Source organism: Microbacterium sp. UBA3486 (assembly GCF_002377845.1).
Taxonomy (GTDB): domain Bacteria; phylum Actinomycetota; class Actinomycetes; order Actinomycetales; family Microbacteriaceae; genus Microbacterium; species Microbacterium maritypicum_A.
Genome location: NZ_DFQP01000026.1, coordinates 14113 through 38642, shown reverse-complemented (window position 1 = coordinate 38642; position 24530 = coordinate 14113). Strand labels below are relative to the sequence as shown.

Annotated in this window: 28 protein-coding genes and 1 riboswitch; of the genes, 3 read left to right on the top strand and 25 right to left on the bottom strand. The window is 68.5% G+C overall.

Annotation, left to right across the window (positions count from 1 at the left end):
* From thiD to B2869_RS03380, 14 genes are all read right to left on the bottom strand, one after another.
* Positions 1-1337 (bottom strand): bifunctional hydroxymethylpyrimidine kinase/phosphomethylpyrimidine kinase (gene thiD, locus B2869_RS03445; RefSeq protein ID WP_292762789.1); only part of this gene is annotated, 1337 nt, incomplete at its 3' end.
* On the bottom strand, positions 1334-2182 hold the full coding sequence (gene thiM / locus B2869_RS03440; RefSeq protein ID WP_029265645.1) for a hydroxyethylthiazole kinase: 849 nt from the start codon (positions 2180-2182) through the stop codon (positions 1334-1336). The genes thiM and thiD, both read right to left, overlap by 4 nt.
* Positions 2173-2267, bottom strand: a riboswitch (TPP riboswitch). Its footprint overlaps the gene before it by 10 nt.
* 6 nt (positions 2268-2273) lie before the next feature.
* Positions 2274-3236, bottom strand: coding sequence for an NAD-dependent epimerase/dehydratase family protein (locus tag B2869_RS03435; protein ID WP_292762778.1), 963 nt, complete (start codon positions 3234-3236; stop codon positions 2274-2276).
* Between the two features lie 60 nt (positions 3237-3296).
* Positions 3297-4025 carry a DUF402 domain-containing protein gene (locus B2869_RS03430; RefSeq protein WP_292762775.1) on the bottom strand — a complete coding sequence of 243 codons (729 nt, stop codon included), beginning with the start codon at positions 4023-4025 and terminating at the stop codon, positions 3297-3299.
* Between the two features lie 85 nt (positions 4026-4110).
* The gene (pheT, locus tag B2869_RS03425; protein ID WP_292762773.1) at positions 4111-6621 is read right to left on the bottom strand and encodes a phenylalanine--tRNA ligase subunit beta; all 2511 of its coding nucleotides are present in this window, start codon (positions 6619-6621) and stop codon (positions 4111-4113) included.
* Positions 6621-7661 carry a phenylalanine--tRNA ligase subunit alpha gene (pheS, locus tag B2869_RS03420; protein ID WP_292762771.1) on the bottom strand — a complete coding sequence of 347 codons (1041 nt, stop codon included), beginning with the start codon at positions 7659-7661 and terminating at the stop codon, positions 6621-6623. The genes pheT and pheS overlap by 1 nt, the downstream gene beginning before the upstream one ends.
* A gap of 42 nt (positions 7662-7703) precedes the next feature.
* Positions 7704-8606, bottom strand: coding sequence for an amino acid ABC transporter permease (locus B2869_RS03415; RefSeq protein WP_021199763.1), 903 nt, complete (start codon positions 8604-8606; stop codon positions 7704-7706).
* The gene (locus B2869_RS03410) at positions 8603-9250 is read right to left on the bottom strand and encodes an amino acid ABC transporter permease (protein WP_021199764.1); all 648 of its coding nucleotides are present in this window, start codon (positions 9248-9250) and stop codon (positions 8603-8605) included. The genes B2869_RS03415 and B2869_RS03410 overlap by 4 nt, the downstream gene beginning before the upstream one ends.
* Before the next feature lie 81 nt (positions 9251-9331).
* Positions 9332-10249, bottom strand: a complete 918-nt coding sequence (locus tag B2869_RS03405; RefSeq protein ID WP_292762766.1) for a glutamate ABC transporter substrate-binding protein — start codon at positions 10247-10249, stop codon at positions 9332-9334.
* A gap of 55 nt (positions 10250-10304) precedes the next feature.
* On the bottom strand, positions 10305-11051 hold the full coding sequence (locus B2869_RS03400) for an amino acid ABC transporter ATP-binding protein (protein WP_029260612.1): 747 nt from the start codon (positions 11049-11051) through the stop codon (positions 10305-10307).
* Positions 11052-11305: 254 nt separating this feature from the next.
* Entirely contained in the window at positions 11306-12268 is a 963-nt protein-coding gene (locus B2869_RS03395; RefSeq protein ID WP_292762763.1) for a TAXI family TRAP transporter solute-binding subunit, read from the bottom strand.
* Complete coding sequence (locus tag B2869_RS03390; RefSeq protein ID WP_292762760.1) at positions 12265-13641, bottom strand: sensor histidine kinase; 1377 nt, start codon at positions 13639-13641, stop codon at positions 12265-12267. Before B2869_RS03390 ends, B2869_RS03395 begins: the two co-directional genes overlap by 4 nt.
* A 3-nt stretch (positions 13642-13644) precedes the next feature.
* A complete protein-coding gene (locus B2869_RS03385; protein WP_021199769.1) occupies positions 13645-14316 on the bottom strand; it encodes a response regulator transcription factor in 672 nt (223 codons plus the stop codon).
* A gap of 36 nt (positions 14317-14352) precedes the next feature.
* The gene (locus B2869_RS03380; RefSeq protein ID WP_029260610.1) at positions 14353-15165 is read right to left on the bottom strand and encodes a TrmH family RNA methyltransferase; all 813 of its coding nucleotides are present in this window, start codon (positions 15163-15165) and stop codon (positions 14353-14355) included.
* A gap of 57 nt (positions 15166-15222) precedes the next feature.
* Between B2869_RS03380 and B2869_RS03375 the strand changes: the two genes are divergently transcribed.
* Positions 15223-15675, top strand: coding sequence for a DUF2809 domain-containing protein (locus tag B2869_RS03375; protein WP_292762754.1), 453 nt, complete (start codon positions 15223-15225; stop codon positions 15673-15675).
* Between the two features lie 8 nt (positions 15676-15683).
* On the opposite strand, the gene rplT is transcribed toward B2869_RS03375, so the two are convergent.
* The 3 genes from rplT to infC all read right to left on the bottom strand — a co-directional run bounded on the left by rplT (position 15684) and on the right by infC (position 16999).
* Complete coding sequence (gene rplT / locus B2869_RS03370) at positions 15684-16070, bottom strand: 50S ribosomal protein L20 (RefSeq protein ID WP_021199772.1); 387 nt, start codon at positions 16068-16070, stop codon at positions 15684-15686.
* Positions 16071-16104: 34 nt separating this feature from the next.
* Positions 16105-16299, bottom strand: coding sequence for a 50S ribosomal protein L35 (gene rpmI / locus B2869_RS03365; protein WP_017828564.1), 195 nt, complete (start codon positions 16297-16299; stop codon positions 16105-16107).
* 73 nt (positions 16300-16372) lie between these two features.
* Complete coding sequence (gene infC / locus B2869_RS03360) at positions 16373-16999, bottom strand: translation initiation factor IF-3 (RefSeq protein WP_096359486.1); 627 nt, start codon at positions 16997-16999, stop codon at positions 16373-16375.
* A 255-nt stretch (positions 17000-17254) separates the two neighbouring features.
* Here infC and B2869_RS03355 point away from each other — a divergent pair, with 255 nt between their 5' ends.
* The gene (locus B2869_RS03355) at positions 17255-17653 is read left to right on the top strand and encodes a DUF1844 domain-containing protein (RefSeq protein WP_017828562.1); all 399 of its coding nucleotides are present in this window, start codon (positions 17255-17257) and stop codon (positions 17651-17653) included.
* 37 nt (positions 17654-17690) lie between these two features.
* Here the strand turns inward: B2869_RS03355 and B2869_RS03350 are convergent, their stop codons facing one another.
* The 8 genes from B2869_RS03350 to B2869_RS03315 form a co-directional block, all read right to left on the bottom strand.
* Positions 17691-18464, bottom strand: coding sequence for an alpha/beta hydrolase (locus B2869_RS03350; RefSeq protein ID WP_292762719.1), 774 nt, complete (start codon positions 18462-18464; stop codon positions 17691-17693).
* Positions 18465-18708: 244 nt separating this feature from the next.
* Positions 18709-19122 carry a hypothetical protein gene (locus B2869_RS03345; RefSeq protein WP_292762716.1) on the bottom strand — a complete coding sequence of 138 codons (414 nt, stop codon included), beginning with the start codon at positions 19120-19122 and terminating at the stop codon, positions 18709-18711.
* 22 nt (positions 19123-19144) lie between these two features.
* A complete protein-coding gene (locus B2869_RS03340) occupies positions 19145-19942 on the bottom strand; it encodes an SseB family protein (RefSeq protein ID WP_136025195.1) in 798 nt (265 codons plus the stop codon).
* A complete protein-coding gene (gene priA, locus B2869_RS03335) occupies positions 19926-20672 on the bottom strand; it encodes a bifunctional 1-(5-phosphoribosyl)-5-((5-phosphoribosylamino)methylideneamino)imidazole-4-carboxamide isomerase/phosphoribosylanthranilate isomerase PriA (protein ID WP_021199777.1) in 747 nt (248 codons plus the stop codon). The genes B2869_RS03340 and priA overlap by 17 nt, the downstream gene beginning before the upstream one ends.
* A 103-nt stretch (positions 20673-20775) precedes the next feature.
* On the bottom strand, positions 20776-21411 hold the full coding sequence (hisH, locus tag B2869_RS03330) for an imidazole glycerol phosphate synthase subunit HisH (RefSeq protein ID WP_021199778.1): 636 nt from the start codon (positions 21409-21411) through the stop codon (positions 20776-20778).
* Entirely contained in the window at positions 21408-22025 is a 618-nt protein-coding gene (hisB, locus tag B2869_RS03325) for an imidazoleglycerol-phosphate dehydratase HisB (protein ID WP_292762708.1), read from the bottom strand. Before hisB ends, hisH begins: the two co-directional genes overlap by 4 nt.
* Positions 22022-23116, bottom strand: a complete 1095-nt coding sequence (locus tag B2869_RS03320) for a histidinol-phosphate transaminase (RefSeq protein ID WP_029260603.1) — start codon at positions 23114-23116, stop codon at positions 22022-22024. Before B2869_RS03320 ends, hisB begins: the two co-directional genes overlap by 4 nt.
* A 57-nt stretch (positions 23117-23173) precedes the next feature.
* Positions 23174-23542: a LysM peptidoglycan-binding domain-containing protein gene (locus B2869_RS03315; protein WP_292762704.1), complete on the bottom strand. Its 369-nt coding sequence runs from the start codon at positions 23540-23542 to the stop codon at positions 23174-23176.
* 289 nt (positions 23543-23831) lie between these two features.
* On the opposite strand from B2869_RS03315, the gene lexA reads away from it, so the two are divergent.
* Positions 23832-24518, top strand: coding sequence for a transcriptional repressor LexA (gene lexA / locus B2869_RS03310; protein WP_021199782.1), 687 nt, complete (start codon positions 23832-23834; stop codon positions 24516-24518).
* Positions 24519-24530 lie beyond the last annotated feature (12 nt).

Sequence of the window (24530 nt, the reverse complement as noted above, 5' to 3'; positions counted from 1 at the left end):
GCATCGGCCGGCCGCTCCCCGCGCGCGAGGAGCGTCGCGAGCGCGGACGACAGCGAACAGCCGGTGCCGTGCGTGTTCCTGGTCGGGATCCGGGTGCCGGCGAACTCCTGGCGCGTCCCGCGATGCGCATCGACCAGCGCATCCGGAGCCGAATCGCCGTCGAGGTGTCCGCCCTTGACCAGGACAGCCACCCCGACCGCGGCGGACAGATGCTCCGCCGCGGAGAGCGCGTCCTCCCAGTCGAGGACGTCGCGGCCGGACAGCACCGCGAGCTCGGCGAGGTTCGGGGTCACCAGAGTCGCCCGCGCGAGGAGATCGTGCAGCGCTCGCTCGGCATCCGGATCCAGCAGCCGATCGCCGGAGGTCGCCACCATCACGGGGTCGAGCACGACGACCGGCGGACGAACGCGGTCGAGCCACGCACCCACCACGCGGATGACGTCGGCGTCGGCGAGCATCCCGATCTTCACGGCGTCGATCACGATGTCATCCGACACCGCATCGAGCTGCGCGCGGAGAAAGTGCGCGGGCGGCACATGCACGGCACGCACTCCCTGCGTGTTCTGCGCCGTCAGCGCAGTGAGGACCGCCATCCCGTATCCCCCGTTCGCGGCGATGGACTTGAGGTCGGCCTGGATGCCCGCGCCCCCGGACGGATCGCTGCCGGCGATGCTGAGCACCCTCGGCACGGCGCCGGCGAGCCAGCGCCGGCGGAACTCCGCTGCCGTGGCCTCGGGATCGTCGGCGGCGCACAGCACCGAGACGACGGCGAGGCCGGCCGCACCGGCGTCGCGGAGGGGTTCCGTGTCATCGATGCCGACGCCGCCGATCGCCACGCACGGCAGAGAGCTGGCAGCCACGAGATCACGGAAGCCGTCGACGCCGAGAGGAGCGGGGTGATCGGGTTTGGTGGCGGTCGGGCGGATCACACCGACACCCAGATAGTCGACGGTGCCGGCGGGCAGAGCATCGACCGCGTCGAGATGCGCACGAGTGTTCGCGGTGAGGCCGACCAGCGCGTCGGGTCCGAGCGCCTCACGCGCACGCAGCACGGAGGCATCGCCCTGTCCCAGATGCACGCCGTCGACCCGAGCGCCCCGTTCCCGGGCAGCGACCACGGCGTCCAGCCGGTCGTTCACGACGAGCAGCGCCCGCCCGTCGATCACCCGCGACAACGCGATCAGCTGATCGACCGTCTCGGCGTCGGTCGCGTCCTTATCGCGCAATTGGACGATTCGCACCCCACCGTCGACCGCTCGGCGCACCGTCTCGACGACGCCCCTGTCCCCGCAGAGCGCCGCGTCCGTGACGAGGTAGAGCGAGAGATCGGCGTTCACCGGACGCCGCCTTCGACGCGTGCATCGGCTCTGATGTCGTCGGGGCCCACCGCGGCGAGCGCATCCAGCAGGGCGACGGCGAAGCTGCCCGGCCCCGCGGATGTCGCCGCTGCCCGCTCGGCGGCGATCGTGTAGACGAGGCTCGCGGAAGCCACAGCGGTCAGCGCATCGTGATCCGTCGCCTCGGCCGCACCGAGGAAGGCCGCCATCACCGCGCCGAGCGCGCATCCTCCTCCGGTCACACGGGTCAGCAGCTCGTGGCCGTTGGCGAGGCGCAGCATCCGCACCCCGTCGGTGATGAGATCGATCGGCCCCGACACTGCGACCACCGCGCCCGTGGTCCGCGCGAGCGTTGCGGCGGCATCGGCTGCGGAGTCCGTGGTGTCGGTGGCATCCACCCCACGTCCGCCCGTGCTGAGCCCGGCGAGGGCGAGGATCTCGGAGGCGTTGCCGCGGATAGCGGTCGGTCGGTGCTGCGCGAGCCGGTGGGCGAGGGCGGTGCGCACCGGAAGCGCACCGATAGCTACCGGGTCGAGAACCCAAGGCGTACCGTTCGCCGCGGCTCCGGCGACCGCCTCCAGACTCGCCGCCCGCTGCTCGGGCGTGGGAGTCCCCAGGTTGATCAGCACCCCGGAGGCGACCCCGGCGAACATCCCCGCCTCGTCGACGATGTCGACCATCGCGGGTGCGGCCCCCAGTGCCAGCAGCACGTTGGCGGTGAATCCCGTCACGACCGCATTGGTGATGCAGTGCGTCAACGGCGGAGCCTCGCGCAGCACCTCCAGGAGGGTCGCGGCGGAACCGGCGAGGTCGTGGGTGGATTCAGGACGCAGAAGATCGCTCATCGCGACATCCCTTCGCTAGTACGAACTAGATCAGGTTCGACGGGTCTGTTCTCAGCCGCGGATCGCGGCACCCCGTGTCACTGCTCGCAGTCTAGCGATCGCTCAGCAGAGCCCTCTCCTCTGCCCGTGTGAGGCCGGCATGGCGCTCCCGGTCGACGCCTCGTGACCGTTCGTCGGCGACGACGCGCTCGATCGTGTCCGTGAGCGGACGAAGCCGCCCGCCGCTCGCGTGGAATGCGCGATTCGAGCGGGTCATGAAGCCACTCATGTCGGTCGGCAGCCACAGCGGCAGGGACCGCGGCCCCGCCCAGTACTCGACGTCGTGCGCACGGAGCCATCCCTCGTCCGCGACGAACACGGGGCCGGTGTGACCGGCCGCGAGGCGCACCGCACCCAGCACATCGGCGAGGGGGTGCTCATCGCCTACGCCGTTGACCGCGCCGCTGCGTGTCGCCGTGACGATGTACGCCGCGAGATCGTCGACATCGATGACCTGCGTGCTCCTTCCCTCGAGCGGCGGCAGCAGCAAGGCTTCCGAGCCTGCCCGCGCGAACGCCGCGGCCCAGTACCCGAACCGGTCGCTGGGGTCGCCGTCGCCCACGATGAGCCCAGGGCGCACGATGAAGCCGCGCTCCCCCAGGCGCAGGACAGCATCTTCGGCTGCTGCCTTCTGCGCACCGTAGTCGTACTCATCACCCGGGCTCGCAGCCGGATGTCGCGGCGTCGACTCATCTGCTCCGACCGTCTCGTCATCGGAGTACACCGAGACGGACGATACGTAGGTCCAGCGCCCCGCCCGATCGCCGAGCGCATCGACCGCGGTCTCGACCTGCACCGCCTGGGACGAGACGTCCACGACGTGATCCCAGTCCCGCCGCGAGAGATCGGCATAGACGTCGGCATCCTCACGATCGCCGCGCACGAGCACGGCACCCTCGGGGGCCGGACGGGAACCGCGGCCGAGACACGTGACCGCGGCGCCCTCGTCGACCCACCTCCGGGCGATGCGCCCGGAGAGCCAGCCCGTACCGCCGAGGATCAGAACATCCGTCATGATTCCATGTCATCAGGTGGCGGATCTCTGCGGAACCTCTTCCGCCCACAGCAGATCGGTTCAGAGCAGATCGGTGGGCGTGCTCAGACGATCCAGGCCCGCGAGCACCGGGACGCTCCACGCGGGATCGGGCTGCCAACGTGTCCACGCGGCGTCGAACGGCCAGCCACCGGACTCGAACGAGGCGATGGCCGCGTCCGCGTGCCGCTCGATCTGCGCCGCCTGCTCGGGGCTGAGACGCCCCTGCTGGATCGCGGCGACGAGCTCGTCCTCGTCTTTGAGGTGGATGCCGCCCTCCGGATCGATCTCGACGTCGAGGATGTGGTCGGACGAGTAGGTGTCGTGATCGGTGCGCAGATGTGCGTTCTCGAGGTTCACGTACCAGCCGGCGAAGGACCAGTCCGGGCCTGTGGTGTCGCTCCAGAACAACCAGACCGACCATGGCAGCCCGGCGGGGGCGATGCACAGCACGCCGTTCCCGCGCCAGGGCTCGACGATGCGCGTCCGAGGCTCGAGCCAGCGACGCGAGAGCGGTACTTCACGCACTCGCTGTCCGCCGAGAGCCCCCGGAGCCTCCTGCAGCGTTCCGGGCGCGAGCCATGCGACGAGCCCCCGTTCGTCGTCGCGCACCACCCGCATCGGAGCGATCCTGGAGGGCTCCCCCGGCTGCCATCCCGGCTTCCGATAGTGCCAGTCGATCTGCATGCCCGACTCGAGGAACGGTCCTTCTCCGAGCGGCCGCGCGTCATCCGGGACGGCGGCCGGAGTGCCCTGGGGGAGGATTCTCATCCCGCCACGGTACTCCGGCGCCGACCGGAATCGTCTGACCGACGACACGGTACGTCCCACGGCGCGGTGCGTCGCGCTCCCGTGCTCAGTCGCGCAGTGCGGCTCCGAAGCGCTGTGCGGCGACCTCGACACCGGCGAGCTTGGCCTCGGTGGCCTCGGCCGCCGTGAGCGTGCGATCGTCGGCACGGAAGCGCAGGGCGAACGTCAGGCTCTTCGAGCCGTCCGGCACGCCCTCCCCGCGATAGTCGTCGACGAGACGCACCGATTCCAGCAGCGCACCGGCACCCTCGGCGAGAGCCGCCTGCACATCGGCGGCCGGAACGTCTGCCGGCAGCGTGAGCGAGACGTCCTGCGTGGCAGCGGGGAACGTCGACAGCGAGGCCGCGACGACCCGACCACCGGCGAGCGACAGGATGCGGTCGAGGTCGACCTCGAACACGGTCGCGCGCCCCGGAAGGTCGGCGCCCTCCGCCACAGCGGGATGCAGCTCACCGACGTAGCCGACCTCTTCCCCGGCGACCCGGAGCGATCCGGTGCGTCCGGGGTGCAGGGCCGCACGCTCGGCCTGGACCACGTCGATGTCGACGCCGGCCGCCGCCGCGATGACGCGGACCGCGTCCAGTGCCTCGACGAGACCTGCGGCTTCGGCGGGACGACCGGGCTGACGCGGGGAGACAAGGCCGGTGAGCAGCGCGGAGATGAACCGGTGCTGCGGCGGGATCGACGCGTTCAGGGCGGCGAGCGTCTCATCGGACGGGCGCTCGCCCAGCGGCGGCACCTCGTCCGTGCCGTACTCCACGCCCGGCTCGGGCAGGAAGACCACGCCGGTCTCGAAGATCGCCAGGTCGGTGAGTCCGCGCGAGATGTTGCGGTGCGCGGTCTGCAGCAGACCGGGAATGAGCGAACGACGCAGATACGGCGCCTGCCCGTCGAGTGGATTCGCCAGGCGGATGCTCGGGAGGTGTTCACCCGATGCGGAGCCGTGGAGGTCGTTCTGCGCCTCGGTGGTGAACGGGAACGACGGCGTCTCGACGAGACCGGCAGCAGCCAGGGCATCGGCTACGCGTCGACGACCCTGCTGGTCGGCGGTGAGGCCGCGACCGGACGGGGGCGTCGGCAGCACGGAGGGGATGCGGTCGAGCCCGTGGATGCGGGCGACCTCCTCCGCGAGCGTCCACTTGTCGGTGAGGTCGGGCCGCCAGGTCGGCGGGATCACGGTCCAGCCGGAACCCGCATCCGACGCCGTGACATCGGCACCGATGGTGGTCAGCGCACCGGTGATCTCGTCGTCGGAGTAGTCGACGCCGATGAGCCCCTGCACGAATCCGGCGGGGAGCTCGATCTCGCCGACGAAGACCTCGGCGAACAGCGCGCCACCCTCCTCCGTGAGCGTGCCGCCGGCGAGCTCGACCATGAGGTCGGCAGCGCGGCGGGCGGCCACGAACGGGATCAGCGGGTCGACACCGCGTTCGAAGCGCTTGGACGCCTCACTGGGCAGCTTGTGTCGACGTGCCGAGCGGGCGATGGTCGTGGGGTCGAAGTTCGCCGCCTCGATCAGCACGTTCCGCGTGGTGTCGCTCATCTCGGTCGTGCCACCGCCCATGACGCCGGCAAGGCCGATCGGGCCGGACTCGTCGGTGATGAGGAGGTCTTCCGCGTGCAGAGCGCGCTCGACGCCGTCGAGCGTGGTCATCTTCTCGCCGGGAGCGGCACGGCGCACCGTGATGCCGCCCGTGAGCTTGTCGAGGTCGTAGCCGTGCAGCGGCTGGCCGAGCTCGAGCATCACGTAGTTGGTGATGTCGATCAGCACGCCCAGCGAGCGCATGCCCGCAAGACTCAGCCGGGCGACCATCCACGGCGGCGTCGGACGTGAGGGGTCGACACCGCGGACGACGCGGGTCACGAACTCGCTCGCACCCACGTTCCCGCGCACGGGTGCGACGTCATCGACCACGGTCGTGTGCCCGGACCCGGGCTGGAGCTCGGCGAAGTCGCGCTCGGCCGGGTCGCGGAAGGTCGCACCGGTGGCATGCGCGTACTCACGGGCCACGCCGCGGAGCGAGAAGGCATATCCACGGTCGGGAGTGACGTTGATCTCCACCGCGACGTCATCGAGGCCGAGCAGAGCGATCGCGTCGGTGCCGACGGGCGCGTCGATGCCGAGATCGGACAGCACCACGATGCCGTTGTGCTCATCGCCCAGGCCGAGCTCGCGCGCCGACGCGATCATGCCGTCCGACACGTGACCGTAGGTCTTGCGGGCGGCGATCGGGAACGGACCGGGAAGCACGGCACCGGGCAGCGTCACGACGACCTTGTCACCGGCGACGAAGTTGTGCGCGCCGCAGACGATCCCGCGGATGCCGCCGTTCGCCTCGCCGACGTCGACCTGGCACCAGTTGATGGTCTTGCCGTTCGACTGCGGCTCGGCCTCGAGCGAGACGACCTGTCCGACGACCACGGGACCGGTGATGTCGAAGCGGTGCACATCCTCTTCTTCGAATCCGACGGTCACCAGTGCCGCGAGGACGTCCTCGGGCGTGGCATCCGCTGCCAGATCGACGTACTCACGCAACCACGAAAGCGGGACGCGCATCACACCACCATCCCGTACTGCTCGCTGAATCGGACATCGCCCTCGGCCATGTCGCGCATGTCCTGGACGTCGCTGCGGAACATCAGTCCCCGCTCGATGCCCATACCGAACGCGAAGCCGCTGTACACCTCGGGGTCGATCCCGGCGGCGCGCAGCACGTTCGGGTTGACCATGCCGCAGCCGCCCCATTCGATCCAGCGCGCGCCGCCCTTGAAGGTCGGGTGCCACAGGTCGAGTTCGGCGGAGGGCTCGGTGAAGGGGAAGTAGTTGGTGCGGAAGCGCGTCTTGGCCTCGGGCCCGAAGAGCTGCTTCGCGAAGTGATCGAGTGTGCCCTTGAGGTGCGCCATCGTGATGCCCTTGTCGATCACGAGGCCCTCGAATTGGGTGAACACCGGCAGGTGCGTGGCGTCGAACTCGTCGGTGCGGTACACGCGGCCCGGGCACAGCACGTAGATCGGCACCTCGCGGTCGAGCATCGAACGCACCTGCACCGGGCTCGTGTGCGTGCGCATCACGAGGTGGCGGGAGGTGGGGTCGACGTAGAACGTATCCTGCTCCTGACGGGCGGGGTGGTCGACATCGAAGTTCAGGGCGTCGAAGTTGAACCACTCGTGCTCGAGCTCCGGCCCCTCCGCGATCTCCCATCCCATGCCGACGAAGATGTCGCAGACCTGGTCCTGGAGCAGGGTGAGCGGGTGCCGGGCACCGACGCGGGTGCGCGACGGCACGGCGGTGATGTCGACCCGCTCGGCCTCGAGCCGCGCAGCGACCTCGGCCTCCGCCAGCTCGGCTTCCTTCACCGCCAGCGCCTGCGTCACCCGCCCGCGTCCCTGACCCACGAGCTTGCCGAAAGCGGCCTTATTCTCGGGGGCGACCTGTCGCATCGAGGCATTCAGGACCGCGAGCGGCGATCCGTCGGCGACGTGTGCGGCACGAGCCGCTTTCAGCTCGGCGGTGTCGGTGGCTGCGGCGATCGCCGCGAGGGCGTCGGCGACAGCGGCTTCGACCGCTTCCGGGGTGATTTCAGGAGACTCTGACACGAGAATCGAGTCTACCGGGGGCGCGTGGGTCGCTTTCGCGGATCAGCGCGACGCCTCGGACCCGTCGCCCTGCAGGACGATGAGCGAGGTGTTCGTCTCGCCCCCGTGCTGACGGGGATCCGGTACCGCCGGCCCGGCCTTCGGCGAGCGCTTGGCACGGCGCTGGAGGCGGTAGGCGATGTAGGAGAGCAGGAGACACACGGCCACGTACATCGATCCGCCGACGATCGCCGCGGGGATCAGCGGGGACCCGTAAGGCGCCTGGTTGCCGATCTGGTTGATGACGTAGAGGAGCTCCTGGTACGTGATGATGAACCCGAGCGCGGTGTCCTTGAGCGCCACGACGAGCTGCGCGATGATCACCGGCATCATGGCCCGCACGGCTTGCGGGATCAGGATGAAGTACATCACCCCGGTCTTCCGGAGTCCGATCGCGTAGCCGGCTTCCTTCTGCCCGCGCGGCAGCGATTCGATGCCGGCACGCAGCACCTCGGCGAGCACGGAGCCGTTGTACACGATCAGAGCGATCACGACGGCCCAATACGGCGGCATCTTCACGCCGATCACGGGAAGGCCGTAGTACAGCAGCATCATCAGGATGAGCACGGGCACCGCTCGCAGCACCTCGATGATCCACCGGACGGGCTCACGCACCCAGGCGTGCTCCGACAGGCGGCCGATGCCGAGCAGGAAGCCGAGGGCGATGGACCCGACGCCGGCGACCGCGAAGGCGGCCAGCGTGGCCAGCAGCCCTTCGCCGAAGCGGACCCAGACGGCGGAGAACGTGAAGATGTTCCACTTCTCGGCGGAGAACTGTCCGGTGGCGAACAGCCTCCACACGACCCAGCCGAGCACGGCGAGGACGACGAGGACCGTGGCGGCTCCGATGAGCCGGTTGCGGGCGATGGCACGGGGGCCGGGGACGTCGAAAAGAACGGAACTCATCGCGCGATCCTCCACTTGTTCTCGAGAACGCGCTGCACCCAGGCGAGCAGCAGCACCAGGACCACGAAGACGACCATGACCCAGAGCAGCACGGCCAGAGCGTTCTCCCCCTGTTCGCTCAATGCCGCCCGGATGGTCCCCAGGTTGGCGACGGAGAAGCCCGCAGCCACCGTGGTGTTCTTCATGAGGGCGATGAGGACGCTCATCATGGGCGGGACGACGGAGCGCGTCGCCTGCGGCAGCACGACGTAGCGCATGACCTGTCCGAAGTTCAGGCCGATCGCTCGCGCCGCCTCGGCCTGGCCGACGGGCACGGTGTTGATGCCGGCTCGCAGCGCCTCGGCGACGTACGTCGCGGTGTAGATGCCGAGAGCGGCCACTGCCAGAGGCAGGGGGTTCACCCGCTCCCCCAGCAGGATCGGGAGGCAGAACGCGAAGAAGAACATGACGAGCGTCAGCGGGGTGTTGCGGATCCAGTTGACGTACACGCCGCCGACGGCGCGGGCGATCGGAACCGGAGACACACGCGCGGCTCCGACGATCAGCCCGAGGACCAGCGCGATGATGCCGCCACCCAGGAACAGCACGATGGTTCCCCACAGTGCCTCTCCCCAGAGGTCGAGGTGGTCGGTGATGACTCCCACTGCTGCTCCTGTCGATTCGGGTTCTCGGGTGGTTCGTGCCGATGAGCGGGGCGGTCGACCGGGTCGACCGCCCCGCCGGGATCAACCGATCGGGTCGACCTCGGGCTGGGTCGCCTTGACGCCGGACGCGCCGAGGTTGTTGTCGAAGATCTGCTGCCAGATCTTGCCGCCGTCGGTCAGCTGCGTGTTGAAGTACTCGGCCAGAGCGTCGTCGCCCTTGGCGAGTCCGATGCCGTAGCGCTCCTCGCTGAAGGGCTCTCCGACGACCTTCAGCTTGTCCGGGTCCTGGGCCGCGTAGCCGATGAGGATCGCCTCGTCGGTCGTGACGGCGTCGACCTGACCGTTCTTGAGGTCCTCGACGCACTTCGAGTACGTGTCGTACTCCTTGGTGGGCACGTCGGGGTAGTTCGTCTTGATGTTCTGGATCGGCGTCGAGCCGGTCGCCGAGCAGACGGTCGTCTCCGCGCTCAGGTCATCGACGCTCTTGATGTCGCTGTCGGCACCGACCAGGAGGCCCTGGCCCGTGACGAAGTACGGACCGGCGAACGAGATCTGCTCCTTGCGCTTGTCGGTGATCGAGTACGTGCCGACGTAGTAGTCGATGTCGCCGTTCACGATGGCCTGCTCGCGGTTCGCGGAGGCGATCGCCTGGAACTCGATCTTCTCCGGGTCGACGCCGAGCGATGCCGCCATCCAGCGGGCGATGTCGACGTCGAATCCGGTGCGGTCGCCGGTCACCGGGTCGAGGTACCCCAGACCCGGCTGGTCCTCCTTGACGCCGACCTTGATCGTGCCTGCCGACTCGATCCGGTCGAACGTCGGGCTTCCCTCGATGCTGACGTCGGTCAGCACGGTCCACGGCGTGCTGCTGGAGGTGTCGCCCTCGTCGCCGCCCTCCGGGGCTCCTGTGCTGGACGGCGTGCCGCTGTTGCAGGCCGTGAGCGCCAGCAGCGCGGCCGCTGCGATTCCGATACCTGCCAGTGTCCGTGTGCGTCGCATGTGCGTCTCCTTCGTGTGCTGTGTGTGCAGGGTCTGTGTGGTCGGTGCGGGGGCGTCAGTGCGTGAGGAGCTTCGAGAGGAAGTCCTTGGCGCGGTCGCTCTTCGGGTGCGTGAAGAACTCTTCGGGAGTCGCCTCCTCCACGATCCGTCCGTCGGCCATGAAGACGACGCGGTCGGCCGCCTTGCGGGCGAAGCCCATCTCATGGGTGACGACGATCATCGTCATGCCGTCCTGGGCCAGCTCGACCATGACGTCGAGGACCTCGTTGATCATCTCGGGGTCGAGGGCGCTGGTCGGCTCGTCGAACAGCATCACCTTGGGCTGCATCGCGAGGGCGCGGGCGATCGCCACGCGCTGCTGCTGCCCGCCGGACAGCTGGGCCGGGAGCTTCGATGCCTGCTGCGCCACGCCCACGCGTTCGAGCAGCACCATCGCCTCCTTCTCGGCATCCGCCTTCTTGAGGCCGCGGACCTTGATCGGGCCGAGGGTCACGTTCTCAAGGATCGTGAGGTGTGCGAAGAGATTGAAGGACTGGAAGACCATGCCGACGTCCGCACGCAGGTGAGCGAGTCCCTTCCCCTCCGCCGGCAGCTCCTTGCCGTCGATGCGGATGGTGCCGCTCGTGATCGTCTCGAGGCGGTTGATCGTGCGGCACAGGGTCGACTTGCCGGAGCCGGACGGGCCGATCACGACGACGACCTCTCCCGAGTTGACGGTCAGGTCGATGTCGGTGAGCGCCTGGAAGTCGCCGTAGTGCTTCTGGACGTTCTCGACCACGACAAGCGGGGTATCAGAGGTCATCATTTCTCCAAACTAGCCACGTCGGACGCGGGTCTCCAGGCACCTCGGTGAGATTTACACGTTCGTAATCACCTGATCGCGGCACCAATGCTGCTGTGCATGGGTACCCCGCGGCCCGCCCCCACGGGCCGCGGAATCGTCCTGCTGCAGCTCCCCAACGACAGTTGAGCAACAGGCGACGATCGTGCGCGATCGACCTCACAATGGCAGAGCGCCACCCACGGTGTCAGACTTCTTGAGGATTTCTTGAGCAGTCAGCCGCGCTGATCCCGGTAGTAGTCGGCTGCCCCGGGGTGCAGCGGGACGGGGCCGGTGAAGATCGCCGAACGCCGGTCCAGCAGCGCGGCGGTCGGCACCTCCCCCGCGATGCGCAGACGTGCATCGAATAATCCGGCGAGCACGTCACGAGCGACGGCGTCCGGGGTGGAGGCTGCGGTGACGAGATAGTTGGGAACGGCCATCGTGGGCGCGGAATCCTGCAGGCCGTAGGTGCCGGCCGGGACGTCGGCCGGTCGATACGCGTGCGAGTACCGTTCGTTCACCTCGTTGACCCACTCCTGCTCGATCGGGAGCAGGCGGACCGATGACCTCTCCGAGAGCTCGGCCACCCCCGGGGTGGGCAGCCCGCCGACCCAGAAGAAGCCGTCGATGTCGCCACGCTCCATCGCCTCGATCGACTCGCTGAGGTCGAGCTGGGGATTGCGCACGGAGCCGAGATCGACACCTGCCGCATCCAGCACCCGAGCGGCGATCACGTTCACCCCGGAGTTCTCCGCACCGAGGGAGATGGTGCGGCCGGCCAGATCCCCGATACCCGAGATCTCCGAGTCTCCGCGTACGACGACCTGCACGTACTCGTCGTACAGGCGGGCGAGGGCCTGCACCTCCAGCGGATGGTCGAAGGCGCCGGAGCCCGCCACCGCGTCTGCCGCGGCGTCTCCCTGCGCGAACCCGATCAGCGCCTCCCCCGAACTCACCCGCAGCAGGTTGTCGACGGAACCCGCCGTCTCCTGCGCGACCATCCGGATATCCAACGAGTCCGACAGGTCTTCGGCCAGGTGGCTGCCGTAGTCGTAGTAGACGCCGGTGGACCCGCCGCTGGCGATGGCGTACTCCTCGTCCGTCCACTCGCTCGCGCGCGGACTGCACGCGGTCACGCCGACCGCCAGCAGGAGAGCGCTCGCGCCGGCGAGCAACCGTCGCACGACGGCCGTCACGGGGTCGTCCCATCGTGGAGCACGAGTGTGACAGCGAGACCGCCGCCCTCCGCCGCAGCGACGGCCAATTCGCCGCCGACCGTGGCGAGCAGGTCACTCGCGATGGCGAGGCCGAGTCCGGACCCCGGGGTGTCCCCGCTGTCGGCACTGCGCCAGAACCGGTCGGTCGCCGCCGCGGCCTGCTCCTCCGTCAGCCCCGGACCGTGATCGCGGACGGTGATCCGGCAGACCTGGCCCTCGCGTTCCGCACCGATCTCGATCGGCGCGCCCTCGGGAGAGAACTTCACGGCATTGTCGATCACCGCATCCAGCGCGCTCTCCACGATCGTCCGGTCGGTCACGCTCATCACCGGCGAAACCCCCGTGGCACGCAAGTCGACCCCGCGCTGGGCGGCGACGTCGCGCCACGCGTCCCGTCGGCGAGCGGCGAGCGTCGCGAGGTCGACCGCCGAGATGGTCGAGTCGCCTCGTCCCCCACGAGCCAGCCCGAGGAGCGTTTCGAGGATGCGGGTCATCCGTCGCCCCTCTTCCCGCGTCTCCTCGACATCACCCTGCCACTCCTTCCCCAGTCCCGTCGCCAGATGCTCGACGCGCAGGAGCAGGGCGTTGAGGGGGTTGCGCAGCTCGTGGGAGGCATTCAGCGCGAACTCCTGCTGCCGCGTCATCACACGCTCGATCTCGTCGGCCATGCCGTTGAAGACCTGCGCCATGCGGCGCAGCTCCGGCGGACCGTCGTCGGCGGCGACACGCGCGTCCATCTCGCCCCGCTCGATAGCCACCATCGCCTCGTCGAGCCGTCGCACCGGCGACAGCACCCACCGGGCGAGCCGGAACACGAGCAGCACCCCGAGGGCGACCAGCACCAGCGCGATCGCCGAGATGAGCAGGATCTGCTGAAGGATCGCCGCGCGCGGCGCCTCCACATCTCCGGCCACCAGCACGGCACCGATCACGTCCCCGTCGTCGAACACCGGCTCGGCCAGGGCGGCGTCCGCGACGGTCCACGGGAACAGGACCGTCGGCTGCTCGGCACGCCGCCCGGAAAGCGCGAGTCTGACCCGCTCGGCGTCCTCGTCCGGGAGCGCGGCCGGGTCCTGCTCCCCCGCCGCCCAGACATTGCCTCCGAGATCGAAGACCGTGACCTCGATTCCGTACACCTCGCGGAAGCGCGCCACCTCGGCGTCGATCACGGCGGCGCTGCCGGACCGCAGGGCCTGACGCGCACTCGTGACGAAATACCCGAGGTCGCCGAGTTGCTGCGTATAGAACGCCTGCTGGACGCTGTGCGCCGCACTCCATCCGGCTGCGCCGCCGAGCGCGGCCAGGATCGCGACGAGCGGCACGAGGAAGACGATGATCAGACGGCGCCGCATGGCTCAGGACCCCGCAAGACGGTAGCCGACTCCGCGCACGGTCTCGATGACCCCACGGACTCCGGTCTTCTTCCTGATCGCTCCGACGTGCACCTCGAGCGAGTGCCCGAACCCGCGCCAGTCGGTGTTCCATACCTCACGGATCAGGCGCTCCTTCGGCACCGCCACCCCCGGGTATCGGGCGAGGACGGCGACGATGTCGAACTCCTTGCGTGTGAGGTCGATCGCCGTGCCGTCGACGAGCACCTGACGGGCGACGAGGTCGATGTCGACATGCCCGTCGTGCAGCAGCACCCGGGCGTCGGCCTCCGGTCTCATCGGTCTCGATCTCCGGGTGACCGCCTCGATCCTGGCGAGGAGCTCGTGCACGTCATAGGGCTTCACGACGAAGTCATCCGCGCCCGCGCGAAGTCCCTTGATGCGTTCGGCGACCTGGTTGCGGGCGGTCACGATCACGATCGGAACCTCCGAGCGCCCCCGGATGCGACGGCACAGGTCGACGCCGTCGATGTCGGGGAGACCGAGGTCGAGGAGGACCACCTCGGTGTCGGCTCCCAGCATGCCCAGCGCGGCAGCGCCGTCCGCCGCGCGCACAGTCGCGTATCCCGACCGTCCGAGAAAGGCCTCGAGCGCCCCGGCGACCCGGTCGTCGTCCTCGACGATCAGAATCCTCATCGACTCCGCTTCCTGCTTCCCTCGGCACCCGAGAACTCAGTCGCCAGCGGACGCACGCTGTGCAAATGCACTCTCGTAGAGGCACACGCTGGCGGCCGTCGCCAGGTTGAGGGATTCGGCACGACCGAAGATGGGCAGCTTGAGCACCTGGTCGGCGAGGGCCAGCGCATCGTCTTCGAGCCCCCGCGCCTCGTTCCCGAAGAGCCATCCGGTGGGCTCGGCGAGCACGCCCTCGGCGCGCGCCTCCAGGAGATCGTCACCCTTCACATCGGCTGCGAGGATGCGGAGACCTGCATCGTGTGCGCGCTTGACGACATCGGCGAGGTCTCCCCCGACCGACACCGGGAGGTGGAACAGCGAACCCGTCGTGGCACGCACCACCTTCGGGTTGTAGGGATCGACGGTTCGTCCCGTGAGCACGACGGCATCGGCGCCCGCCGCATCCGCCGCCCGGATGATCGTGCCGAGATTGCCGGGATCGCGCACCTCTTCGCAGATCGCCACCAGTCGCGGCGCGGCGTCGAAGATGTCGCGCACGGAGGTCGGTGTCTGCTGCACCACCGCCACGAGTCCCTGCGGAGTGACGGTGTCGGCCATCGCGTTGAGGACGTACTCGGTGACGTACTCGACGTCGATGTCGGCGTCGGCGGCCTTCGCGCGGATGTCGGGGTGCCGCTCCCACCCGTTGGGCGTCGCGAACAGCTCGACGATCGCCTCGGGACGATAGGTGAGCGCTTCGCGCACGGACTGCGGGCCTTCCAGAAGGAACAGGCCCGTCTCGGTCCTCGCGCTTCGTTTGGTCAGCTTCGCGACGGCTCGGACTCGGGGCGAACGGGGGTTCTCCAGCACGATCACAGTCTAGGGAACGCCGGGCTGGTTCCCGCACCATCGGGATAAGGTGCCGGGATGACCCACAGCGCTGCTGCGAACACCTCTCGTCGGCGGGTCGCCCTCGCCGTTCTCGCTGTCGCGACGGTCGGGATCGGTCTGGTCGTCCATCGCGGCATGAGCGGTGCGGTCGGCGACATCGCGGGCGACGCGCTGTACGCCGTGCTCATCTACCTGCTCGTGGCCCTCGTCGCCCCGCGATGGCCTCGTCCCGCTGTGGCGTTCCTGTCCTTCGTGGTCTGCGCCGGCGTCGAGCTGCTCCAGCTCACCGGCCTTCCGCGCGAATGGGGAGCGATGTTCCCGCCGATCCGACTCGTCCTCGGCTCGGGCTTCGATCTGCGGGACCTCGCCGTGTACGCGATCGCGGTCGCCGCGACCTCCCTGATCGACATGGGAGTCACGCGCGTCGTGGGCGGCAGTGCATCCAGAAACACCACAGGGCGCCCTCCCGAAGGAGAGCGCCCTGTGTGAAGAGGTGCTTACGCAGCCGACTTCGGTGCGTTGACGTCGGAGGGCAGAGCCTTCTTCGCCGTCTCGACCAGCGTCGTGAACGTCGCCGCGTCGTTGACCGCGAGGTCGGCGAGCATGCGACGGTCCACCGTGACACCGGCGATGCCGAGGCCCTGGATGAAGCGGTTGTAGGTCATGCCGTTCTGGCGAGCAGCAGCGTTGATGCGCTGGATCCACAGGCGACGGAAGTCACCCTTGCGCTTGCGACGGTCACGGTACGAGTAGACCAGCGAGTGGATGACCTGCTCTTTGGCCTTCCGGTACAGGCGCGAACGCTGTCCGCGGTAACCGGAGGCGCGCTCGAGGATGACCCGGCGCTTCTTGTGGGCGTTTACTGCCCGCTTGACTCTTGCCATTTTCCTGTGTTCCTATTCGTGCGTTCGGCGCGCGTCAGCGACCGAGAAGCTTCTTCGCGACCTTGGTGTCAGCCTTCGACAGCACCTGGTCCTGGTTCAGACGACGGGTGCGACGGCTCGACTTGTGCTCGAGGTTGTGGCGCATCCCGGCCTGCTGCTTCTTCAGCTTTCCGCTTCCGGTGATCTTGAAGCGCTTCTTAGCACCCGAGTGGGTCTTCTGCTTCGGCATCTTCTCTTCCTTCGTATGGCGCCTTCTCAGGCGACGGTGTCAACCCGCGGTGCGGGAGTTCTGGGGGCGGGAGTCACTCCGCCGGAGCTGCGGCCGGTGCGTCCGACTCGTTCTTCGCGTCGCGCGAAGCCTGCTTGTTCGCCGCGCGCTGCGCGTCACGAACCGCATTCTGCTCCTGCTTGGCCTCGGACTTGCTCTTGAGCGGCGCCACGATCATGACCATGTTGCGGCCGTCGATGGTCGGGTTCGACTCGACCGTGCCGAGCTCGGCCACGTCTTCGGCGAACTTGCGCAGCAGACGAACACCCTGCTCGGGACGCGACTGCTCACGACCACGGAAAAGGATCATGGCCTTGACCTTGTCGCCAGCCTTGAGGAACCCCTCGGCGCGCTTGAGCTTGGTCGTGTAGTCGTGGGCCTCGATCTTCAGACGGAAACGGACTTCCTTGAGGATCGTGTTCGCCTGGTTGCGGCGAGCTTCCTTTTCCTTCTGGGCGGCCTCGTACTTGAACTTGCCGTAGTCCATGATCTTGACGACGGGCGGCTTCGAGTTGGGGGCGACCTCGACGAGGTCGAGATCGGCTTCCTGCGCGAGGCGCAGCGCTGCCTCGATGCGGACGACGCCGATCTGCTCACCCGCGGGGCCGACGAGGCGGACCTCGGGGACGCGGATGCGCTCATTGGTACGGGGATCGCTGATGCGGAACTCCTTAGACGATGTGATTCGGCCACCGCGATGCTGTCTGCATCACGGGCGAAATCGGAATCGTCCCCGCCCACCGGCATTCAGACGCCGGCTCCGCACCCTACCTGCCGGGTCCGTCTTGCGAACGGAGCCGGTGGAGTGCAAGACCCGGTAGCCTTGAACGGCAAGCGCGGGTGGGAAGTGAATCCTCTTTCGATCCGGAGCATGACGCTCCGGAGCCCGCCAAAGTCTAACAGAAAGCAAGGCGAAGTGACGAACCAGGCACCGGACGAGGCTGCACGCGAGCGCGAAGAGCGCTGGGCACGTCAGGAGGAGGCCGCATCGTCGGCCACACGAGACATCGCCGATGTACCCGCCGTCGAGGTGATCACCACCGCCGCCGTGCACCTCATGAGCGCGGCAGCCGTCAAGCTCGGGCTCGCCGACGATCCGGACGCCGCGGCGCAGATCGACCTCGACGAAGCGCGCAAGCTCATCAACGCCCTCGCCGGGCTCATCACCGCCGGCGCTCCGGAGATCAGCGACATGCACGCGCGCTCCCTGCGCGACGGTCTTCGTTCACTGCAGCTCGCCTTCCGGGAGGCCTCCACGATCCCCGACCCGATCGGCAAGGGCCCGGGCGAGAAGTGGACCGGACCGGTCAACTAGCTCCGGCGAAGGTGTGAGACCTGCGCAACCGACGGGCTCACGAAGCCGCGCATTCTCCGCCGACGACGGAGCCGAGATGGCGGGCGAAGAAGCGCGCGGCATCCTCGCCAGCGAACTGCGGGACGCCCGTGTGGCCGCCCATGTTGGCGTAGAGCGTCTTCTCGGTCGATCCGAAGGCGTCGAACAGGTCGAGAGCCATCCGGCGATCGTTGCCCTCGTCATCCCATTGCAGGAGGACATGCAGCGGGATCGTGACCCGACGCGCCTCCTCCATCGTCGTGCGGGGCACATAGCTGCCGGCGAAGAGGCCTGCCGCGACGATGCGTGAGTCGATCGCGGCGAGACGTACTCCGATTGCGATCACCCCACCGGAGAATGCCGTCCGCTCGCCGATCTCGGGAAGGGCAAGAGCCTCGTCGAGCGTGGTCTGCCATTCCGGCACCGCCTGATCGACGAGAGGAAGTATCAGCCGGTCGATGACCTCCTCGCCCGGCTCTTCGCCGGCAGAGATCACACGAACGAGGTCGGCCCGCGCCGCCGCCGCGCCAGGCAGCGGCGTTCGGTCGCCCGCTCCGGGCGCCTCGATCGAGATCGCAGCGAAGCCTTGCGCCGCCGCGCTGCGCGCTCGCGCCGCCAGGCGTGGGTACATTCGTCGCATGCCGATTCCGCCGGGTTGGCCCATCAGGATGAGGGGAACCGGCGCGGAGGAGGAAGCGGCTGGGGGCGGCCACATGATGCCGGGGATGTCACCGATGGTGAATTCGCGCTCGGTGAGTCCGCCGTCGAGATTCTGTTCAGACGTGAAGTGCATGGTCGTGCCTTTCGGGAATGCTGCTGAGATGCGGCGCTCCCGGACGACCTATCGCCCGACCGTGACTCCCCGGAGGAGCACCGACGTCACTTCGTTCACGGATACCACCTCCTCCCTTCCTGCACGGATCTCCGACGCTATCAGCACCCGCAGCAGCGATCGGACCGCGCACCTCCCTGCGGAGACGCGTTCCCGTTCCCGCCCGCGGTCCGACGTGGAGAGCGTCATCTCCGGCGATGAAGGATCAGGGGTCCAGGATCAGGGGGTCCGCGGTGGAGGGGCCGCCGCACGGGCCATCAGCGTGGGTCCAGGCGATCGGTTCCTCGGATTCGTGGATGACGGTGCCCTGCGCGTCGAACAGGCGGATGTCGACGTCCTCCGGTGTCGACATATCGAACATGAGCCGCCAGGTCCGGTCGTCCTGACGGGACGCCGCGAACAGGTTGGTCGAGACGGTCTCGTCCTCCCCCGGCGCCGGTGAGCACTCCGCGTCCACGCAGAACTGGACGGCCGCTGTCTCCGGGAATACGCTCACGTCGACGACCACCCCGTTGACGTAGCCGATCGCCGGGCACGCGGTGTAGCAACCCGTGATGCCGGTCGCGGCACCTCCCAGGAGCGCGACCACGGCGAGGACTCGCATCAGACCGCGGGACATGTCCCGATCGTAGTCAACGCGATCAGACGCTGCGGCGGAGCTTCACGGTCAGCGAGTCGGCGAGCACAGCGATGCGATCATCGGACGCCCAGCGCTGAGCGAGACGCGAGAGCACGGCATCGAGCACCTCACGCTCCAGACCGTCGACGAGCTCGAGGACCACGATCAGCTCGGGGCCCCGGAGCCGCGCGTCGGGATCGCCCGCGGCCACCGCCACATCGATCACCGCCAGTTCGTGAGCCACGCTCTCCTGGAGAGCCGTGAACACTTCTGTCGACAGGAAGCTGGGCTCCCAGCGCTGCTCCTGAGCGATCGCCCAGACCGCGGGACGTCGGATCACGAACTCCGTCTCTGACGTCGGGTCGAGAACGATGAGATCGGTGTCCTCCGCCGACGCCGCCAACGCGGCTCGAACGGCCTCGACGGGGATCGGTCGCGCGGTCGGATCCCATGCCTGCATCGCCTGCACGGACGAGAAGACCGGCTGCACCCGCCGGCCGTCAGGCGCCGCGACCGTCACGATGGACAGTTCCTGCGTCTTGTCGACGGTGAGACCGCTCGGCGCCACACCCTCCTCACCCTTCTCAGCGATGAGGGGGATCAGCACACGCGCGGTACGGAAGGCGTCGACCACGTCGACCTGGCTGCCTTCACCCGCACGGAACCGCAGCAGCGCGGCCAGCAGGGCGGGATCGGCGGAACCGTCGTCCGACGCGTGCGGATTCGACTCGAAGCTGCGCCCCTCCCAGGGGACGCCCGCCGAATCGCCGTGGTTGTGCGATTCCGGCCCACAGGCGTGCGCGTCAGTCTCCTGCGACATCCAGAGCCTCAGCCAGCGTGAACGCGCCGGCGTAGAGTGCCTTGCCGACGATCGCACCTTCGACGCCCAGCGGCACGAGCTCGCGGAGCGCGGCGATGTCGTCGAGGCTCGAGATCCCGCCGGATGCGACGACCGGTTTCGGGGTACGTGAGGTGACCTCGCGGAGAAGTTCGATGTTGGGGCCGCGAAGAGTGCCGTCCTTCGTGACGTCGGTGACGACATAACGACTGCAGCCGGCGTCCTCGAGGCGGTCGAGCACCTCCCAGAGGTCACCGCCCTCCTTGGTCCATCCGCGGGCGGCGAGCGTCGTCCCCCGGACGTCGAGGCCGACCGCGATCGCCTCGCCGTAACGGCCGATCACATCGGCCGCCCACTCCGGGTTCTCCAGCGCGGCCGTGCCCAGGTTGATCCGGGTGGCGCCGCTCTCCAGAGCCGCCTCCAACGTCGCATCGTCGCGGATGCCTCCGGAGAGCTCGATGCTCACACCCTTGAATTGCTTGATGACCTTGCGCAGGATCGGTGCGTTGCTGCCACGGCCGAATGCGGCGTCGAGGTCGACGAGGTGGATCCACTTCGCTCCCTGCGCCACCCACTCCCCTGCGGCATCCAACGGGTCGCCGTAGCTGGTCTCGGTTCCGGCCTCACCCTGGGTCAGACGGACGGCCTTGCCCCCGGCGACATCGACCGCGGGAAGGAGCGTGAGCGAGGGGGACTGCGCGAAGTCGTTCATGGGGTCCTTGTATCGGGAAGCTCTACGGCCCGGTGCGGGCACGAGAACCGAGGGTAGTCCGCCGGACGGCGGGGAACAAAACGGGTGACGCCTGCCGAAGACGTCAGAGGCTTCCGACCCAGTTGCGCAGCAGCTGGATGCCGGCTTCCCCGGACTTCTCCGGGTGGAACTGCGTCGCCGAGAGCGGCCCGTTCTCGACGGCGGCGAGGAACGGGTCGCCGTACGTCGTCCAGGTCAAAACGGGCTCGGGGAACGGCGGGATGACGTCGAGCTCCCAGGACTGCGCGGCGTAGGAGTGCACGAAGTAGAAGCGCTCCTGCTCGATGCCGCGGAAGAGCACGCTATCGGCACCGGGCTCGACCGTGTTCCAGCCCATGTGCGGCAGCACCGGGGCATTGAGCTCGGTGACCGCGCCGGGCCACTCGCCGAGCCCCTCGGTGTCGTGCCCGCGCTCGACGCCGTGCTCGAAGAGGACCTGCATCCCGACGCAGATCCCGAGGACCGGACGGCCGCCGGCGAGACGGCGATCGATGATCTCGTCCCCTCCGTGGGCGCGCAGGGCATCGCGGACGGCCTGGAACGCACCGACACCGGGGACGACGAGTCCATCCGCCTCGAGAGCGGTGGCGCGGTCGCGCGTCAGCACGGCATCCGCGCCGGCGGCGACGAGCGCCTTCACCGCCGAGTGGACGTTGCCCGACTCGTAGTCGAACACCGCGACCCGGGGCGCTGCGCTCACAGTGCGCCCTTCGTGGACGGGATGCCGTCGACGAGCGGGTCCAGAGCCTTGGCCTCGCGGAATGCGCGAGCGTAAGCCTTGTACTCCGCCTCGGCGATGTGGTGCGGATCACGCCCGCCGAGCACACGCACGTGCACGGTCAGACCGGCATTGAAACTGATGGCCTCGAATGAGTGACGCACCAGCGAACCGGTGAAGTGCCCGCCGATGAGGTGGTGTTCGAAACCTTCAGGCTCTCCCGTGTGCACGAGATACGGACGACCGGAGATGTCGACGACCGCCTGCGCCAGTGCCTCGTCGAGGGGAACGAGCGCGTCGCCGTAACGGGAGATCCCGGACTTGTCCCCGAGAGCTTCGAGAATGGCTTGGCCGAGCACGATCGAGACGTCTTCCACCGTGTGGTGCGCGTCGATGTGCGTGTCGCCGGAAGCCCGCACCGTGAGGTCGGTCAGCGAATGCTTCGCGAAGGCGGTGAGCATGTGGTCGAAGAACGGCACGGACGTGTCGATACGGCTCGCCCCGGTGCCGTCGAGGTTCAGCTCGAGCTCGACGGTGGACTCCGACGTGCTGCGCACACGGTTCGCGGTGCGCGGGGTCAGTGCGGGGGTGCTCATGAAGCCGATCCTATCGAGGCCAGCGCCTCGAGGAACGCGGTGGTCTCGGCCTCCGTGCCCGCGCTGACCCTGAGGTGTCCGGGGATGCCGACATCGCGCACGAGCACGCCGCGGTCGTACAGCTGCTGCCAGGTGGCCCGCGGGTCGGCGACGCCGCCGAACAGGACGAAGTTCGACCACGATTCGTGCGGCTGGTATCCGAGCGCCTCGAGGGTCGCCGTGATCCGATCGCGCTGCTCGACGATCTCCTCCACCATCGCGAGCATCACGTCGGCGTTGCGCAGGGCCGCTATCGCCGCCGCCTGGGTGAGAGCGCTCAGGTGATAGGGCAGACGCACCAGACGCAACGCGTCGATGAAGGCGGGGTCAGCAGCGAGGTACCCGACCCGGGCCCCGGCGAAGGCGAAGGCCTTGCTCATGGTGCGCGAGACGGCGAGACGCGGGCGTCCGTCGAGCAGGGTCAGGGCAGAGATCGCATCGCGCGGCGCGAACTCCTGGTACGCCTCATCCACGATCACGATGCCACGGGCCGCGTCGTACACGGCTTCGATGACGTCCAGCCCGAGCGGCGTGCCAGTGGGGTTGTTGGGAGAACAGAGGATGACCACATCGGGATCGGCGGCCCGCACCTGCTCGGCCGCCTCGTCCGGGGTGATCGTGTAGTCGGGCTGACGCGTGCCGGCGATCCAGCGTGCTCCCGTCCCCTGAGCGATGAGCGGGTACATCGAATACGTCGGCGCGAAGCCGAACGCCGTGCGCCCGGGACCTCCGAATGCCTGGAGGATGTGCTGGAGAACCTCGTTCGAGCCGTTGCCGGCCCAGATCTGCTCCGGTGTGAGCCCATGCCCCAGGTACTCCGCGAACGACTCGCGGAGCGTCGTGAACTCCCGGTCCGGATAGCGGTTGACGTCGCGGATCGCGACGGCGATGTCGTCGAGGATGTCGCTCGCCACCGCGTCGGGGATCGGATGCGTGTTCTCGTTCACGTTGAGCGCGATCGGGAGCGGCGCTTGCGGAGCGCCGTATGGCGTCAATCCGCGAAGATCGTCACGTAGCGGGAGATCGTTGAGGGAGAGGGTCACCCTTCCCATGTTAAGCGGCGCCTCGCCTCGATGACGCAAAGTTGCTGCTGTGCTGCCGCCGCCGGATCAGTTCACGTACTGGGCCGGGATGGCGAGCGTCTGGCCGATCTGGAGTTCTCCACCGCGCAGCAGGTTCATCCGGCTGATCTCACCGATGACGTCGCGCGGGTCGGCATCGGGAGCGACGCTGGTGGCGATCGACCAGAGGGTGTCTCCCGGCATGACGGTCACCGTCTCGACGCTGACGGCGACCGAATCTGCTCCCGAAGCGATCGCGCTACCACCGCTGAGCGCCGCGAAGGCGATACCGATCGCGAGCGGGACCGAGGCGAAGGCCAGCAGCACGGCGCGGCCACGCGTCGTCAGTCGGAGTCGCGTCGTGGGACGGGTCGACGCCGGAATGACTGCTGCGGTGCTGAAGCTGATGCTGCTCATGTGGTGCTCCTTAGCCTGTCCCGGAGCGGTGAGGCCGCCGGGGAAGTTGGCGTAGCGTTCGCATTCCCGTCTCGGCCGGGAGCCGTGAATGCGAAGCTACGTACCGAAGATATCTTCGAGTTCGAACATCTGTCAAGTATTCTTCGAAACCGAATCCGGAAATGAGCCGACACGCTCGAACAGATCTTCCAGATCGGCCCGTTTCTCGGATACGGTTTCGATAAGGACACCCCACCACGGGCCTCCGACATTCGAAGAGGGACGTCGGATCACGCACTGAAGGAGCACCATGAGCGAGAACTCTGCCCCCGAGTCGGAGGCACCGCGCACGCGCCGCCGGAAGAGCCTCAGCCCGAAGCAGATGGCGATCCTCGAGGTCATCCAGAACTCGATCGCGCACCACGGTTACCCGCCGAGCATGCGCGAGATCGGCGACGCCGTCGGTCTCAAGTCCCTCTCCAGCGTCACCCACCAGCTCGGGCAGTTGGAGCTCAGCGGCTATCTTCGTCGGGACCCCGGGAAGACCCGCGCCATGGAAGTGCTCATCGACCTGCCGGGGGCCAGCACCGAGAACCCCGCCGACGTGGCGACACCGGTCGGCGATGCGGCACTGGTCCCCCTCGTCGGACGCATCGCCGCCGGTGTGCCGATCACCGCCGACCAGCAGGTCGAGGAGATCTTCCCGCTCCCCCGCCAGCTGGTGGGCAAGGGCGACCTGTTCATGCTCAAGGTCTCCGGCGAGTCGATGATCGACGCCGCCATCTGCGACGGCGACTGGGTCGTCGTCCGTTCACAGAACAGCGCCGAGAACGGCGAGATCGTCGCGGCGATGCTCGACGGCGAGGCCACCGTCAAGGTGCTGCGCCGTCGCGACGGCCACACCTGGCTGCTCCCGCGCAACTCGGCGTTCGAGCCCATCCTGGGAGATGAAGCCGTGATCCTCGGCAAGATCGTGGCGGTGCTCCGCGCGGTCTGAGACGAGAGCACG

Bases quoted from the DNA above. Each gene is read 5' to 3' on its own strand.
- thiM (WP_029265645.1), bottom strand. From the start codon at position 2,182: ATGAGCGATCTTCTGCGTCCTGAATCCACCCACGACCTCGCCGGTTCC.
- B2869_RS03435 (WP_292762778.1), bottom strand. From the start codon at position 3,236: ATGACGGATGTTCTGATCCTCGGCGGTACGGGCTGGCTCTCCGGGCGC.
- B2869_RS03430 (WP_292762775.1), bottom strand. From the start codon at position 4,025: ATGAGAATCCTCCCCCAGGGCACTCCGGCCGCCGTCCCGGATGACGCG.
- pheT (WP_292762773.1), bottom strand. From the start codon at position 6,621: ATGCGCGTCCCGCTTTCGTGGTTGCGTGAGTACGTCGATCTGGCAGCG.
- B2869_RS03415 (WP_021199763.1), bottom strand. From the start codon at position 8,606: ATGAGTTCCGTTCTTTTCGACGTCCCCGGCCCCCGTGCCATCGCCCGC.
- B2869_RS03405 (WP_292762766.1), bottom strand. From the start codon at position 10,249: ATGCGACGCACACGGACACTGGCAGGTATCGGAATCGCAGCGGCCGCG.
- B2869_RS03400 (WP_029260612.1), bottom strand. From the start codon at position 11,051: ATGACCTCTGATACCCCGCTTGTCGTGGTCGAGAACGTCCAGAAGCAC.
- B2869_RS03390 (WP_292762760.1), bottom strand. From the start codon at position 13,641: ATGCGGCGCCGTCTGATCATCGTCTTCCTCGTGCCGCTCGTCGCGATC.
- B2869_RS03385 (WP_021199769.1), bottom strand. From the start codon at position 14,316: ATGAGGATTCTGATCGTCGAGGACGACGACCGGGTCGCCGGGGCGCTC.
- B2869_RS03375 (WP_292762754.1), top strand. From the start codon at position 15,223: ATGACCCACAGCGCTGCTGCGAACACCTCTCGTCGGCGGGTCGCCCTC.
- rplT (WP_021199772.1), bottom strand. From the start codon at position 16,070: ATGGCAAGAGTCAAGCGGGCAGTAAACGCCCACAAGAAGCGCCGGGTC.
- rpmI (WP_017828564.1), bottom strand. From the start codon at position 16,299: ATGCCGAAGCAGAAGACCCACTCGGGTGCTAAGAAGCGCTTCAAGATC.
- B2869_RS03350 (WP_292762719.1), bottom strand. From the start codon at position 18,464: ATGCACTTCACGTCTGAACAGAATCTCGACGGCGGACTCACCGAGCGC.
- B2869_RS03345 (WP_292762716.1), bottom strand. From the start codon at position 19,122: ATGTCCCGCGGTCTGATGCGAGTCCTCGCCGTGGTCGCGCTCCTGGGA.
- B2869_RS03340 (WP_136025195.1), bottom strand. From the start codon at position 19,942: ATGTCGCAGGAGACTGACGCGCACGCCTGTGGGCCGGAATCGCACAAC.
- priA (WP_021199777.1), bottom strand. From the start codon at position 20,672: ATGAACGACTTCGCGCAGTCCCCCTCGCTCACGCTCCTTCCCGCGGTC.
- hisB (WP_292762708.1), bottom strand. From the start codon at position 22,025: ATGAGCACCCCCGCACTGACCCCGCGCACCGCGAACCGTGTGCGCAGC.
- B2869_RS03320 (WP_029260603.1), bottom strand. From the start codon at position 23,116: ATGGGAAGGGTGACCCTCTCCCTCAACGATCTCCCGCTACGTGACGAT.
- B2869_RS03315 (WP_292762704.1), bottom strand. From the start codon at position 23,542: ATGAGCAGCATCAGCTTCAGCACCGCAGCAGTCATTCCGGCGTCGACC.
- lexA (WP_021199782.1), top strand. From the start codon at position 23,832: ATGAGCGAGAACTCTGCCCCCGAGTCGGAGGCACCGCGCACGCGCCGC.